General features: G+C 37.9%; 11 protein-coding genes. All 11 read left to right on the forward strand.

The genetic code is table 11. From position 1 onward, the window contains the following. Positions 1-155: 155 nt before the first annotated feature. The 11 genes from DZB84_RS00245 to DZB84_RS00295 are packed head-to-tail and all read left to right on the forward strand — an operon-like array spanning position 156 to position 14,844. Positions 156-1,172 carry an NAD-dependent epimerase/dehydratase family protein gene (locus DZB84_RS00245; protein ID WP_116350246.1) on the forward strand — a complete coding sequence of 339 codons (1,017 nt, stop codon included), beginning with the start codon at positions 156-158 and terminating at the stop codon, positions 1,170-1,172. Continuing rightward, complete coding sequence (locus DZB84_RS00250; protein ID WP_116350247.1) at positions 1,172-2,227, forward strand: dihydrodipicolinate synthase family protein; 1,056 nt, start codon at positions 1,172-1,174, stop codon at positions 2,225-2,227. The genes DZB84_RS00245 and DZB84_RS00250 overlap by 1 nt, the downstream gene beginning before the upstream one ends. Before the next feature lie 21 nt (positions 2,228-2,248). After that, entirely contained in the window at positions 2,249-3,253 is a 1,005-nt protein-coding gene (locus DZB84_RS00255) for a zinc-dependent alcohol dehydrogenase (RefSeq protein ID WP_116350840.1), read from the forward strand. A 39-nt stretch (positions 3,254-3,292) separates the two neighbouring features. Further along, positions 3,293-4,459 carry an N-acetylglucosamine-6-phosphate deacetylase gene (gene nagA / locus DZB84_RS00260; RefSeq protein WP_116350248.1) on the forward strand — a complete coding sequence of 389 codons (1,167 nt, stop codon included), beginning with the start codon at positions 3,293-3,295 and terminating at the stop codon, positions 4,457-4,459. 47 nt (positions 4,460-4,506) lie between these two features. After that, entirely contained in the window at positions 4,507-6,390 is a 1,884-nt protein-coding gene (locus tag DZB84_RS00265; RefSeq protein ID WP_116350249.1) for a beta-N-acetylhexosaminidase, read from the forward strand. 28 nt (positions 6,391-6,418) lie between these two features. Beyond that, positions 6,419-7,762, forward strand: coding sequence for a GH1 family beta-glucosidase (locus DZB84_RS00270; protein WP_116350250.1), 1,344 nt, complete (start codon positions 6,419-6,421; stop codon positions 7,760-7,762). Positions 7,763-7,810: 48 nt separating this feature from the next. After that, positions 7,811-8,794, forward strand: a complete 984-nt coding sequence (locus DZB84_RS00275; RefSeq protein ID WP_116350251.1) for a Gfo/Idh/MocA family protein — start codon at positions 7,811-7,813, stop codon at positions 8,792-8,794. 1 nt (position 8,795) lies between these two features. After that, positions 8,796-9,770: a Gfo/Idh/MocA family protein gene (locus DZB84_RS00280; RefSeq protein WP_116350252.1), complete on the forward strand. Its 975-nt coding sequence runs from the start codon at positions 8,796-8,798 to the stop codon at positions 9,768-9,770. Between the two features lie 22 nt (positions 9,771-9,792). After that, positions 9,793-11,370 (forward strand): FAD-dependent oxidoreductase, encoded by a 1,578-nt coding sequence (locus DZB84_RS00285; protein WP_116350253.1) that lies wholly within the window; start codon positions 9,793-9,795, stop codon positions 11,368-11,370. A gap of 26 nt (positions 11,371-11,396) precedes the next feature. Beyond that, entirely contained in the window at positions 11,397-13,238 is a 1,842-nt protein-coding gene (locus tag DZB84_RS00290; protein ID WP_116350254.1) for a hypothetical protein, read from the forward strand. 16 nt (positions 13,239-13,254) lie between these two features. Next, positions 13,255-14,844 carry a hypothetical protein gene (locus DZB84_RS00295; protein WP_116350255.1) on the forward strand — a complete coding sequence of 530 codons (1,590 nt, stop codon included), beginning with the start codon at positions 13,255-13,257 and terminating at the stop codon, positions 14,842-14,844. Positions 14,845-14,853: the final 9 nt, after the last annotated feature.

Raw genomic sequence — 14,853 nt, forward strand, 5'->3', positions numbered from 1 at the left:
AGGAACTTATTCAATTGTCAATGAAAAAGAGGATTTATTTAAAGACTTTTAAGTGACTTGTCTTTTAATAAACCCAACTATACAATGTAGGTAATTAGTAAGTAACCATGTTTTTCCTAATAAAAACTTAAAAAACATATCTTAGGAGGATCTAAATGAAAACGATTGCGGAATTAGAGGATTTTATGTCAACGCCTAGTGAGGCATTGATAAAAGATATTCAACAACTTGATGGAGATATCATGATTTTAGGTGTAAGTGGGAAAATGGGACCGACTTTAGCCAAACTAGCGAAGAGAGCTGTTGATCAGGCAGGTTTACCAAAAAAAGTAATTGGTGTTGCGAGATTCTCAGATGAGAGTTTAATAGAAGAATTAGAGGTATCTGGAATTGAAACAATCAAAGCTGATCTTTTGAAGGAAGAAGACCTCCAAAACCTTCCAAATGTGAAAAACATTATTCTTATGGCAGGAACTAAATTTGGAACAGTCGGGAATGAGCATCATACATGGGCAATGAATGCTTATCTTCCAGGACGGATCGCTGAAAAGTTTAAGGACTCACGAATTGTTGCGTTTTCAACAGGAAATGTCTATCCATTAACCTCTGTATTAAGCAATGGTTGCACGGAGGACGTTTCACCAAACCCTGTAGGTGAATATGCACAATCCTGTTTAGGAAGAGAACGAGTGCTCACGTATTTTTCTCATAAATACAATACACCGGTTGTTCTTTTTAGATTAAATTATGCAATTGATCTTCGATATGGAGTTTTACTCGAAATTGCAAAATCAGTGTTCCAAGGTACCCCTATCGATTTAACAATGGGAAATGTGAATGTGATTTGGCAAGGTGATGCGAATGAATATGCAATTCGCTCCTTATTACATACAAATCATCCGCCACAGATCATCAATGTTACAGGACCTGAAACGCTATCTATAAGATGGTTGGCCAATGAATTCGGAAAACGAATGAAGAAGGACCCATTATTTGTGAATAGTGAGAGTCCTACAGCATTGCTGAATAATGCATCTCACGCCCATAAATTATTTGGTTATCCGAAGGTAACCGTTCAACAGATGATGGACATGATTTCTGAATGGGTTATCAGTGATGGGCAAACCATTAATAAGCCAACCCATTTCCAAGAAAGAGAAGGTGCATTTTAATGCTACAAGAGGCTGTTAAGAAAAAGCTTCATGAGGGCACGGTGATTCCAGCTCATCCGCTTGCATTGACAAAAGAAAGAAAGCTTGATGTAGCAGGTCAGAGAGCATTAACACGCTACTATATTGATGCTGGTGTTGGTGGAATTGCAGTAGGGGTTCATACCACACAATTTGAAATTCGTGATCCTGAATTCAATTTGTATCAACAGGTTCTATCGCTTGCGATTGAGGAAACGAGGAATGCCGATATTCCCGAAGGCTTTATTAAGATAGCTGGTATTTGTGGACCGACAGAACAGGCCATTAGTGAAGCAACGTTTAGTAAAGGGATTGGTTATGATTTAGGACTGTTAAGTATGGGTGGTTTAAATCATCTATCTGAAGAAGAATTACTCGAACGTGCCGAAAAGGTAGCGGATATTATTCCGATATTTGGATTTTATCTACAACCTGCAGTGGGGGGACGAATTTTCTCCTATGAATTTTGGGAGCGTTTTGCCTCCATCCCAAACGTGTATGCGATAAAAATTGCACCATTTGATCGATATTGTTCAATAGACGTTGTCCGTGCCGTTTGTCATTCACCTCGTAATGAGGAGATTGCCTTATACACTGGAAATGATGATAACATCATAAATGATTTACTCACAACATTTGAATTTACTGTTGGAAATCAAGTGGTAGAAAAGAAAATCGTTGGTGGTCTTCTTGGACACTGGTCGGTTTGGACAAAGCGAGTCGTTGAAACATTTGAGGAGATAAAAAAGGTTAGAGATCAGGAGTCTATTCCAAAGAAGCTGTTCACTCTCGGACAACAGATCACGGATGCTAATGCTCCGATATTTGATTCGCGAAATAGTTTTAAAGGCAGCATCGCCGGAATCAATGAAATCTTAGCTAGACAAGGATTGCTTCGAGGAAATTGGTGTTTAGTAGATCGTGAAGTGTTAAGTCCAGGTCAGGCAGAAGAGTTAGACCGTATTTATACTAGCTACCCACATTTGCATGATGATGAGTTTGTAAAAGCGAATTTATCAAAGTGGTTGTCTAAATAATTGACGGAAGAAGGATTTCAAATGAAAAGAATAGTCGCCCACAACAAGAAAGTTGAAATCATTGAGGATGAAATTCCAAGTATAGAAGGAAAACCTTCCTATATTTTAGTTAAAACATTATATTCAGTTATTTCACCAGGCACTGAGCTATCATTATTATCAATTAGTGAAAATAAGCAGGTTCATCTTGGCTACAGTGCAATCGGAGAAGTCGTTGATTGTGGTAATGACATTACCGATGTGAAAAAAGGAGATCTTGTAGCTTGTTACGGCGCACCATATGTTCACCATGATGAATATTTACGAGTACCGAAAACGTTGTATGCTAAGCTTCCCGAAAATCTCGATCCAAAGGAAGCAGCTCTAGGTGGACTTGGTGCGATTGCGATTCATGCTCTGCGTATTGCTAACCTTCAATTTGGTGAAACAGTTGTGATTGTCGGACTAGGCGTTTTAGGACAATTAATTGCCAAAATTGCTAATGCAGCTGCTTACAATGTGATAGCGTATGACCTTCACGAAAGTCGTGTAGAGATGTTAAAGAAAGAAAACATTAAATCATTTGCAACCGTAAAAGAGATGGAAGAAGCCATTCAGGTTGAAACGAAATCTCGTGGGGCAGATGCAGTACTATTGTGTGCAGGTGGAAAACGCTCACCACTCACTCGTGAATGTTTAAAATGGATACGCACCAAAGGCAAAGCAGTTATTGTCGGTGATATTGAGCCAGACTTCCCTAGAGACTTAATGTTTGGTAAAGAAGCTCAGTTGCTTATTTCACGAGCAGGCGGTCCTGGAAGATATGACAGTATATATGAAAAAGAAGCAATCGACTATCCTTATGAATATGTTCGCTGGACAGAAGGAAGGAACCTGGAAGAATATATTCGACTGATTAAGGAAAAACGGATTGATGTCGGACCATTTATTTCAGAAGTAGTCGAATTTGGAGATGCACCACAAGAATTTGAAAAACTATTAAACAAGGAATCTACCACACTAACCAAATTAATTCACTTTACGTAATTTGAGGAACTGGTTGAATATGGAGGATTTCGAAATCTAATGTTGCACAACCACTATTACTTACAAGGAAATGTTGTTTCCGATAAAAGAATATATAAGAATATGGCCATAGAAATTAAAGATGGAAAAATCATTTTCATTGGTAAGAAAGACACCATAAACAATACGGATCTGCCTATCTACCAAGTGGATGGGTGGATCTGTCCAGGTTTTATCGATACGCATATCCACGGTCTTAATGGGTATGATTTTATGGACCGTACAAAGGAAGGTTTTTATCGCATTCAAGATGGGCTCCCATCCTTTGGTGTGACAAGTTTCTTGTCAACATCAAGGGCAGCTACATTAGAGGATATTAAAACCTTCCTTTTATTAAGTAAACAAGTAGTCGCTGAAGAGCGTACTGGTGCCCATCTATTGGGTGTTCATTTAGAAGGACCCTGGATTAATCAAAAATATAAAGGTGCCCAAAAAGCGGAGTATATTGTAGATCCCGTTTTAGAGGAAATACAATCAATCCTTCATTTGTCCGAAGGTTTGATTCGAATTGTAACATTGGCTCCGGAGTTACCTAATGCAGTAGATGTGATTAAGTTATTGCACGAACAAAATGTTTCGATTTCAGCAGGACATACAGCTGCGACCTATGAGGAAGTGGAACAAGCGATTAAGTACGGTTTGTCGAGAGTTACACATTGTTTCAATGGAATGGGTCCGATTACACATCGCAATTTAACAATTTCTTTTGCAGCACTTGATTTACAAGAATTGCATTGTGAAATTATAGCAGATGGGTTTCATGTGCATTCAAAAATGATAGAAATGCTATACAAAATGAAAGGTGTCGATTACATTACATTCATTTCTGATTGTACTGGAACCAATCGATTACCAGATGGATGTCATCAAATTGGTGGGAAAACAGTCTACAAACAGAATGGAAAGGTAACATTGGCAAATGGTAGTCTTGCAGGTAGCTCTTTGACTCTAGACAAGGCGATTCAATTTAGTGTTCACAATTGCAACATTCCCCTTGAAGAGGCTGTGCAAATGGCAACTTATAATCCGGCAATTGTATGCGGGATGAGTGAACACAAAGGAAGAATTGCGGTTGGGTATGATGCAGACCTTGTCATCTTATCAAATGATGTAGAAGTAGAAAGTACGATAATAAATGGAAATTTTGTGTTCGAGCGTAGTGAATAGAGAGAACAACAATGATCGTTTAGTAAAAACGAAAAGAGGTATCGAATATGCAAATTAATTTAGTAGGTGAGATAAGTTCAATTTTGAAAGGATTAGAACTATTAGCCGATGAACTCAGTATTGAATTACATGAAAAAGGGTATCCGATTACCATTACACAAAGGGTAGGTCCGATCCATGTTAGCAATAAGAATGGGAAAGGTAACATCTTTTATCAGGAAAAAATCCATTTCTATCGCGCGATAGGGGTGTGGTTAGAAAATTATCGAAAGTCTGGTGACTTTGAGCTGACTGAACAACCTAATTTCCAAACGAGTGGAGTTATGCTCGATGTTTCTAGGAATGCCGTGTTAAAGGTAGATGAAGTACAAGGGCTACTTAGGAAATTAGCGATCATGGGCTTAAATGTCGTCATGCTTTATACAGAGGATACTTATGAAGTTCCAGATTATCCGTATTTTGGGTATATGCGTGGTAGATACACAGAGGAAGAACTGAGGACTTGTGATGAATATGCAGATCATTTTGGCATCGAAATGATTCCTTGTATTCAAACTCTTGCCCATTTGACAATGGCATTAAAGTGGGGATATGCAAAAGAAATTAGAGATACAGCTGATATTTTATTAGTAGGTGAATCGAAAACATACCAATTTATTGAAAGTATGATTGAGGCCGCTTCTAAACCTTTTAAATCCAAACGAATTCATATTGGTATGGATGAAGCTCATCAGCTTGGGTTAGGACGATATTTAGATTTAAATGGATATGAAAATCGCTTTAATATTATGAACAAGCACCTAGATAAAGTAGTTTCAATCGCTAAACGACATGGTCTGTCACCAATGATTTGGAGTGACATGTATTTTCGTTTGGGTTCAAAACACGGTGAATATTATGATAAAGACGTTCATATTCCAAAAGAAGCAATTGACTCCATACCAGAAAATGTTCAACTTGTTTATTGGGATTATTACCACGCAGATGAAGAGTTTTATCGATCTTATATTCAGAAACATAAAGAATTAGGGAGAGATACCCTTTTTGCGGGTGGCGCATGGACATGGAATGGAATTTCGCCAAACTATGGAAGAGCGTTTATGACAACAGAAGCTGCACTAGCAGCGTGTAAAAAAGACGGTCTCCAAGAAGTCTTTACGACATTATGGGGCGATAATGGAGCGGAAACACCGCTCACAACTGCGCTACCTGTTATTCAACTTTATGCTGAACATACTTATCACGAAACAGTGACAATGGAACAGTTAGCCCAACGTTTCTATTTCTGTACTGGAAATCAACTTGAGGATTTTCTCGTTCTAAATCAATTGGATGAAACGCCAGGTGTGATGAAAAATAATGTAAACTCATCCAATGCATCAAAGTTCTTATTGTGGCAGGATCTTCTTTTCGGCTTATTTGATGAAAATATCCGTGGCCTTGATATGAATGTACATTATCAGAAACTAATTCCAAAAATTACTGCGGCGAAGGAAAGAAATCCTAACGCAGTCCAAATTTTTGAGTTCTATGCGCAACTAGTAAACGTATTAAGTGTAAAGGCAGAGATGGGAATCCACTTAAAAGCAGCTTATGACCAGGGAGATAAGGATTCTATGACAACTCTTTTAAGCAAGATTAATTTATTGACAAACGAGGTTCATAAACTTCACCAAAAACATCGAGAAGTTTGGTTTTCTTTATATAAACCATTTGGTTGGGAAATTATCGAGTTCCGGTATGGGGGACTATCTGCCCGTCTAGCAACCACACAAGTACGGATTCAGCAATGGCTAGAAGGGACAATCGATCGAATTGAAGAATTAGAAGAAACAAGATTAATACATGATGGTCCAAATGGGATACCAGAAGGTTCCTTAGGAAACCACTTTTACCACCGAATCGCAACAGCGGGTAATTTTAATTGGTAAATAGAATGCACGTTAGGAGGTAATAGGTATGCCTATTATTCGTTTTCCGAAAGACATGAAATGGGGTACAGCGACTGCAGCGTATCAAGTAGAAGGTGCAGCATTTAAGGATGGAAGAGGGTTATCCATATGGGATACCTTTTCCCACACCCCTGGAAAAGTGAAGAATGGGGATAATGGTGATATCGCATGTGATAGCTATCATCGTTACCATGAGGATATAAAATTATTGGACCAACTAGGTGCCAAAGTGTATCGCTTTTCTGTTTCTTGGCCAAGGATTTATCCAAATGGAACAGGAAAACTTAACCCCAAAGGCTTGCAATATTATCAGAACTTGGTAGACAAATTAGTGGAAAAAGGGATTGAACCAATGCTTACCCTTTACCACTGGGACCTCCCGCAAGCCCTTCAGGATCAAGGTGGTTGGGCGAGTCGAAATACAGTTGATGCCTTTAGACAATATGCTGAAACTATTTTTAGAGAGTTTAATGGGAAAGTGAAATATTGGCAAACCATTAATGAACCTTTATGTGCCGCTTTTTTATCAAATTATCGAGGTGTACACGCACCAGGATATCAGGATTTACAGCTTGCTGTGGATGTTTCCCACCACTTGGTGTTGGCACATGGAAAAGCAGTTAAGGTATTTCGAGAACTAGGAACCGAAGGTCAAATCGGCACAGCAACGAATACCACATGGAGAGAACCTTTTAGTGATCGAATAGAAGACATCGAAGCTTGTAGGAGAGAAATTGGCCATAACATTGATTGGTTTCTAGATCCTATTTTTAAAGGTGAGTACCCACAATATTTAGTTGATTGGTTTGAAAAAAAGGGTGCAAAACTTCATGTTGAAGACGGGGACATGGAAATCATCCAACAGCCGATTGATTTTATTGGTGTCAACTATTATTCCGGTAATGTCGCACGATTTAAAGAGAATACTGGATTACTAGATATTGAGAATATTGAAATTGATTATAACCACACACATATAGGCTGGCCGATTTATGCAGACGGCTTTTATAAAGTTTTTCAATATCTCGCACAGCGATATGGAAATATTCCATTATTTATTACGGAAAATGGGGCTTGTTGTGTGGATGAACGTGTAAACGGGAAAGTGGATGATCAAGACCGAATCAACTACTACAAGCAGCATCTAACAGCTGTGAGTAGAGCTATAGAATCAGGGATTCCTATTCTTGGTTATCTAGCATGGTCATTATTAGATAACTTTGAGTGGGCAGACGGTTACGGAAAACGATTTGGTCTTGTTTATGTAGACTTTCAAACTTTGGAGCGCATTCAAAAAGAAAGTTACAACTGGTATAAAAAAGTAATTGCCAATGGATGGATAGAAATATAAAACATCTAAATACGCAACTTCCAGAATAAAAGGATAGAGGTGGATTGTATGCAAAACGTTTTATTGATTGGTGCAGGAACAATGGGGAAGGAGCATGCTAGTTCTTATTATGATATGGAAGATGTTCGTGTTGTAGGAATCGTTGACACTCGAATCGATCAAGCCCAGCAAATTATCGGTGAGCATGATACAAAAATTTTTCAAACTTTAGAAGAAGCGGTAAATAATCTCGAACAAATTGATGTGATTGATGTTTGTGTTCCAACTTTCCTGCATAAAGAGTATGTTTTGAAAGCTGCGGATTGTGGAATTGATGTAATATGCGAAAAACCATTAGCTTACACTCTTGAAGATGCACGTGAAATGATAGAGTACTGTGATGAGAAAAATGTGAAATTATTTGTAGGGCATGTTGTTCGTTTCTTCCCACAGTATGCAAAAGCAAAGGAACTTGTTGCAAATGGATCTATTGGTGATATTGGTGTCGTTCGAACAAGGCGCGGCGGGCATTTTCCGGCGGGATGGAGAGATTGGTATTCAGACCAAACCAAAAGTGGTGGTGTCATCTTAGATTTAATCATCCATGATTTTGATTTTCTGCGTTGGAACTTTGGTGAAGTGGAGCGAGTATATGCGAAAGGACTTCCTGATCTCGACTATGCCATTGTGACATTGGTTTTTAAAACAGGAGTCATCGCACATGTAGAAGGTTCATGGAGGCATCAAACGTTTTCCACACAATTTGAAATTGCTGGTAAAAGTGGGATTGTCGAATATGATAGTTTAAAAGAAGAACCGGTTTTACTTTCAATTAATCAATCAATTGATGAAAAAAGTGGAGTTGAAGTACCTCAAAGTCCTTTGAAAAAATCACCATATTATATTGAACTACAGCATTTCCTGAACTGTTTGAAAACAAATGAAACGCCAATTGTGACAGCAAAAGATGCGTATAAAGCAATGGAAATATCAGTCGCTGCCCTTCAATCTATAAAAACAGGTTTACCTGTCATACTAAAGGGGGAAAACTGACATGAAAATTGGAATCATTAGCTTCGCTCATATGCATGCAAATAGTTATGCAGCTGCCATAAATGAAATGGAAGGTGTCACATTAGCTGGAATAGCCGATGAAAATGAGGAAAGAGGGTCGAAAAGTTCACAGCTTTTTGACACAGTTTATTATAAAAATTATCAAGATTTACTTGACTCTGATATTGATGCGGTGATTGTGACATCAGAAAATAGTTTGCACCATCAACATGTAATTGCTGCTGCTAAAGCAGGCAAACATGTTCTATGTGAAAAGCCATTAGCTACCAATTTAAAAGATATCGAAGAAATGATTCGTGTTTGTGAACAAAATGGAATTCTGTTAGGAACAGCTTTCCCTGTCCGATTTAATACACCTATTCAACATGCTAAAAAAGTGTTGGAAGAAGGTGTATTAGGAGATATTTTAGCGATTAAGGGAACAAATCGGGGAACGAATCCAGGTGGCTGGTTTATTGATAAGGCGAAATCAGGCGGTGGAGCGGTACTCGATCATACGGTCCATGTTGTCGATATCATGAGATGGTTTACAGGGGCAGAAGTGAAGGAAGTTTACGCAGAAATTGGAAATATCTATATCGATCATCAGATTGATGATTGTGGGATCCTTACAATTGAATTTACTAACGGAATGTTTGCAACTCTAGATTGTAGTTGGTCAAGGAATAGCGCCTATCCTACCTGGGGCGATGTAACAATGGAAATTATCGGGACAAATGGCACTCTAAAAATTGATGCGTTCTCTCAAAAAATCGATTTCTATTCCAATCAGGAGGGTGTCAATTGGATTGGCTGGGGAGATGATATGGACACTGGTCTGATTGAGGATTTCGTTGCGAGTGTAAGAGAAGGTAGAGCCCCGCTAGCAACCGGGCATTCAGGAATGAAAGCGGTAGAAGTAGCATTAGCAGCCTATCAATCTTTCGAGAAAAAAGCACCTGTAAAATTGATTTAAATGGATAAAAAGAGGTGATAAAATGGCCGTTTCTCATGAACTACAAGCTGATATAGTGATTATAGGTGGGGGATTAGGAGGATGTGCAGCTGCATTATCCGCCTTACAATCTGGAAAAACGGTCCTCTTAACCGAGGAGACAAAATGGATTGGTGGTCAAATAACCAACCAAGGAGTGCCACCAGATGAGCATCCATGGATCGAAAGCTTTGGAGCCACAAGAAGCTATCGTACATTTCGAAAAAAAATTAGAGAATACTATCTTACGAATTTTCCAGTTAAGAACAAGGAACGAATAAATGATCTATTTAATCCTGGATCTGCCATTGTAAGTAAAATAAGTCATGAGCCAAGAGTTGCTTTACGGGTGCTTTACGATATGCTAGCACCCTATATAAGCAATGGGAAACTAACCTTATTATCAGAATATAAAATAATAACAGCTGAAACAGAACAAGATTACGTTCGAGCTGTTACCGTTCAGCATTCTAGTTCAGGAAATACCTACCATTTAAAGGGAAAGTATTTCTTGGATGCAACAGAAATTGGGGATGTATTACCACTTGCTGGTGTAGAGTATGTAATCGGTGCTGAGTCTCAGGATGAAACCGGTGAAGCTCATGCACCAAAGGATGCAGAACCCTTTAATATGCAGGCGTTTACATACTGCTTTGCCATTGATCATATAGATGGAGAAAATCATACAATTGAAAAGCCTGCTCAATATGAGTTTTGGAAAAACTATCAGGCTGAATTCTGGCCAGCCAAACAATTAAGCTGGTGGGGGGTTGTCCCTCATACATTGGAACCGATTGAGTATTCTTTATTTTACGAGCCTAATCGCTTTTCACTTTGGAATTACCGTCGCATTATCGATAAAAATAATTTTGAACAAGGTACGTTTCAAAGTGATATTACAATCGTCAATTGGCCACAAAATGATTACTGGTTAGGTCCTATCATCGACGTAACTGAAGAGGAAAAAGAAAAACATCTATATAATGCTAAACAACTTAGCTTGTCCTTACTATATTGGATGCAAACGGAGGCGCCTCGTCCAGATGGTGGAAAAGGGTATCCTGGAATTCGGTTAAGAAACGATATATTAGGAACAGAAGATGGCTTGGCTATGTATCCATATATCCGTGAATCGAGGAGAATAAAAGCCCAATTTACAGTAAAGGAACAACATGTCAGTGGTGAATTGGAAGGAAAAGAAAGTGCAACTTATTTTCCTGATAGTGTTGGAATTGGAAGTTATCGCTTAGACCTGCATCCGAGTACAGGAATGAATACATACATTGATTTTTCATCTCATCCATTCCAAATTCCACTCGGAAGTTTATTGCCTATTCGAGTTAAAAATTTGTTGCCCGCCAGCAAAAACATTGGAACTACTCATATTACGAATGGTTGTTATCGACTTCATCCGGTGGAATGGAATATCGGGGAAGCAGCCGGTCATTTAGCAGCATATTGTATAGACCATGAAATCATCCCACATGAAGTGAGGCATAAAGAAGAAAAGTTAAAGGATTTTCAATCACGTTTAGTGAAAGCAGGAATCGAACTGGAGTGGCCAAAAATTCATAAAATATGATTAAGAATAAGAGTGAGTGATACGGAATGATCGCACTAGTTGACAAAAGTATGGAAATGAAGAGTCAGGTTCTCTTCAATCATTATTTTTCAAATATCAAAGAACTTTTACATGAAGATCTCCATCAATATACATGTATTTTCATTAATGGTCTTAACAATGGAAAACCAATGAAATTGTCATATGAGATACTTGAAAAGCTATGGACCTTTGTAGAACAAGGTGGGATTTTGTATGGGGAGCTCATCAATTGTGATGACTTCCCATCCTCTCGTCTTTTTGGGTTCAAGCAAGACTTTACGGTAACAAATCACCGCTTAGAAAAACTGGTGATTTCACGTGATAATTCCTTTTGTAAAAAAGGGAAGCTGCTCGAATGGCATGGTCCCTTTTTAACTGGCTTTACATTCGACACCGAAAGACTGCTGAATATCGGTCATTTTAAAGAGACTCATTGTACGGAAGATGAAGGTAAATATCCTGGTATTGTTGTGAAAAATCATGGGGAAGGAAAAGCCATTTTTGCGACTTTTTCGTTTTTGGGCAATGACCAAAATTGGACGTTACGACCAAATTGGGTATGGAACCAAATTATCAAATGGTTGCAAATGGAGTATCACTTGCCACTTAAAAGCAAACATTTGGTTATTCAGCCCTCAAAGGAAAACAATCTTAAAAAAACAATTGAAAAGGGTATGAATTGGTTTTTAACCTCTGGAATTTTGCCGAAGGAAGATGGAAGTCTTGGAATATATGAAAATGTCCATTCCATTCGAAGCGATATTAGTAAGGATTTTCGACCGGATTGTCATGCGCATACGGCGCTTTTATTTTACCTATATGGAAAATATGCGAATGAACCTAAATGGATAGAGAGGTCTCAAAATTTACTAAACTACTTATTTGAAGCAGGGTATCAGGATACAGATTCTGATTCAGCTACGTATGGTTTCTGGAAATGGTTTCAAAGCCCGAAGGAAAAACCAGACCAACTATTTTCCGATGATAATAGTTGGGTAGCTCTTGTTCTATTATATCTATACCGTAAAACCGGTAAAACGGAATACAAAGAGAGAGGCTTATTAACGGCTTATGCTCTTTTACACACTCAAAATAAAAACGGACTTCGACCGGAGTGTATTCGGGAAAAAGAATTACTTGACCACGGCACCACATATTTCAAAAATTCAACCATGGCTAGTATGAATCCTCATTTTGAAGCGATCGTTCATTCGGCATTTATCCAAGCCTATCTTGTCTCAAAGGATGATACCTTTTTACAAACTGCATATCAAGGTACGGTATCATTGCTTGATAATAAACGAGATTTAAAGTTTATGTATAGTAAAACGGCTGGATATAGTAGATTCTTACTGTCCTTAGCACAAGTGTTTGCTGTTACAAAGGATGAAACCATTCTAAAAGGGCTACATGAAGTAATGGATTACTTAGCTAAAAATCAACATGAATTAGGTGGGATTGAGGAACATGATAATCCAGATCCTGATCGCTATGGCACAGAGGACACAGGAGTGTTCCGAATGAACGGAGAAGGAATTGCGGATCAATTGTATACGAATAACTTCTTACTCATGAATGCATGGGAGGCTTGGAAAGCTACGGGCGACCCAACAGTGAAAGAGTTTTATGAAAAGCTTGTTCGTTTTTTATCTAGCATTCAAATTACTTCTCCAAAACTGGAATTTGATGGTGGCTGGATGCGTTCTTTTCATCTAGAGAGTGGGGAGTATTTTGGCAATAATGGTGACACTGGCTGGGGAGCATATGTGATAGAAAGTGGATGGACGAATGCAATCATCCTTTCAGGCCTTATTTTAAAAGAAATAGATCAATCATTACTGGATTAGTGTGAGGAGGTGCACAATGTCGGTTACATGCAGCATTCTTTCTGATAACATATCTGTCGTATTTGCAAAAGAAGAGTTGATCAAGTACATCCAACAAGTCGAGCAGCCCATTCCTTATTCTTTTGTGTTGGGGTTGGAACAAGAATTTATTGAAAAGGGCTTAGTCGAACAAACAACATTAGCGGAAAATCCAACAGTTGATGCTTTTCAAGTTGTACAAAAGGAAAACGAAATTTATATCATCGGTTCAAATCCTAGGTCCGTGCTTTATGGTGTTTATCATACTTGTAAAAAACTGTTTGGATATAAATGGGTTCATTTTTTATCTGAAGAAAAAGTTGAATATAAAGATGTTAGTTTTATAAATTCTTCAAGTCACCGTGGGAAGATGGTTAGAAGAGGCCTAGTTATTGAAAATTATGAAGACACTTCATTCCTGTTACAGATGATCGATTGGGCAGCGAAACACTATATAAATGAGCTGTTTTTTACTTTTATGCTATGGGACAAGGTAAAACCAGGAATAGAAAAAGAGATAGAAAAGCGTGGGCTAACCATTACAATCGGTGGTCATAGTATGCACTACTTATTAAGTGATATCTCAATTTTGGATAAAGAGCAGATTAATTACTCAGATGATAGTTGGAAAGATTTACTGATTGATAAAATAAAAGACGAAATCGACAAGACTTCTTCTATTAAAAGAGTATCCCTATGGCCAGCGGATATAGGGATAAAGGATGACCAAGATTTCTTAACAACATACGTTACATTTACTGAACAATTAAAAAAACAAATTCCTCGTATTGAAGTAGAACATATAGCTTACAATGCCGGATTATCATGGGATATGTTAGAACTACCAGACGGTTTCGATAGTTCGAAAACGGTTGATACGTTATTCGCATTCTGGGGTAGAAACTATCAGCAATCTTTTAAAAATGAGGGAAGAGGATTTGAGGCTTTACATAAATGGTGTCAAGCGACGAAAACTACTCAAAAGGATATAACTATTTTTGAATACTACAGTGACCATTTTATGTTGGGTAATCTATTTCCACCATTATTTCAACGAATTCATGAAGATATTAATCTGTTTTCGAAGTTGGGAATCAACCAAATAGTTAATCTAATCGTTCCATACATTCCTAAAGAAAATGCAAATGAATTAGATTATAAGTATCCATGGGAATCAATACAGCTAATGAATAACTACTATTTTGCACGATTAACATGGGGCGATGGCTTTGATGAAATCGAAGGGGACTTTTACTCTATCTTTAATGAACATCAAAATGTGGCTAAAAAATTACTTAAGAAAATGGAGTCGGTACTATCAGAGGTATCGAAATGGAACTTCCCTTTATTTCCTAGTCGGTTAATAGATCCTGAAAAAGTAACAGAATGTGATGACTTACATCTTATTATCTCCGACCTTAATAAATGGAAAAATGAACTTGAACCATTTAAAGGCGATTTCATATCAGAAATTAAAGATCCATCCAGTATGATAACTTTTTATATTTATTATGTGTGTGAAATGCTAGAACATTACTTAGCTGAATGGACGAAAAAGGTAGAGCAAGTGTCAGATAAACTACAGTAATATGGGGGA

Source organism: Bacillus sp. HNG (genome assembly GCF_003400205.1).
Taxonomy (GTDB): domain Bacteria; phylum Bacillota; class Bacilli; order Bacillales; family Bacillaceae_L; genus Ferdinandcohnia.

Coding starts and splice junctions, on each gene's coding strand:
- DZB84_RS00285 (WP_116350253.1), top strand. CDS start 9,793: ATGGCCGTTTCTCATGAACTACAAGCTGATATAGTGATTATAGGTGGG.
- DZB84_RS00295 (WP_116350255.1), top strand. CDS start 13,255: ATGTCGGTTACATGCAGCATTCTTTCTGATAACATATCTGTCGTATTT.
- DZB84_RS00280 (WP_116350252.1), top strand. CDS start 8,796: ATGAAAATTGGAATCATTAGCTTCGCTCATATGCATGCAAATAGTTAT.
- DZB84_RS00270 (WP_116350250.1), top strand. CDS start 6,419: ATGCCTATTATTCGTTTTCCGAAAGACATGAAATGGGGTACAGCGACT.
- nagA (WP_116350248.1), top strand. CDS start 3,293: ATGTTGCACAACCACTATTACTTACAAGGAAATGTTGTTTCCGATAAA.
- DZB84_RS00245 (WP_116350246.1), top strand. CDS start 156: ATGAAAACGATTGCGGAATTAGAGGATTTTATGTCAACGCCTAGTGAG.
- DZB84_RS00265 (WP_116350249.1), top strand. CDS start 4,507: ATGCAAATTAATTTAGTAGGTGAGATAAGTTCAATTTTGAAAGGATTA.
- DZB84_RS00275 (WP_116350251.1), top strand. CDS start 7,811: ATGCAAAACGTTTTATTGATTGGTGCAGGAACAATGGGGAAGGAGCAT.
- DZB84_RS00290 (WP_116350254.1), top strand. CDS start 11,397: ATGATCGCACTAGTTGACAAAAGTATGGAAATGAAGAGTCAGGTTCTC.
- DZB84_RS00250 (WP_116350247.1), top strand. CDS start 1,172: ATGCTACAAGAGGCTGTTAAGAAAAAGCTTCATGAGGGCACGGTGATT.
- DZB84_RS00255 (WP_116350840.1), top strand. CDS start 2,249: ATGAAAAGAATAGTCGCCCACAACAAGAAAGTTGAAATCATTGAGGAT.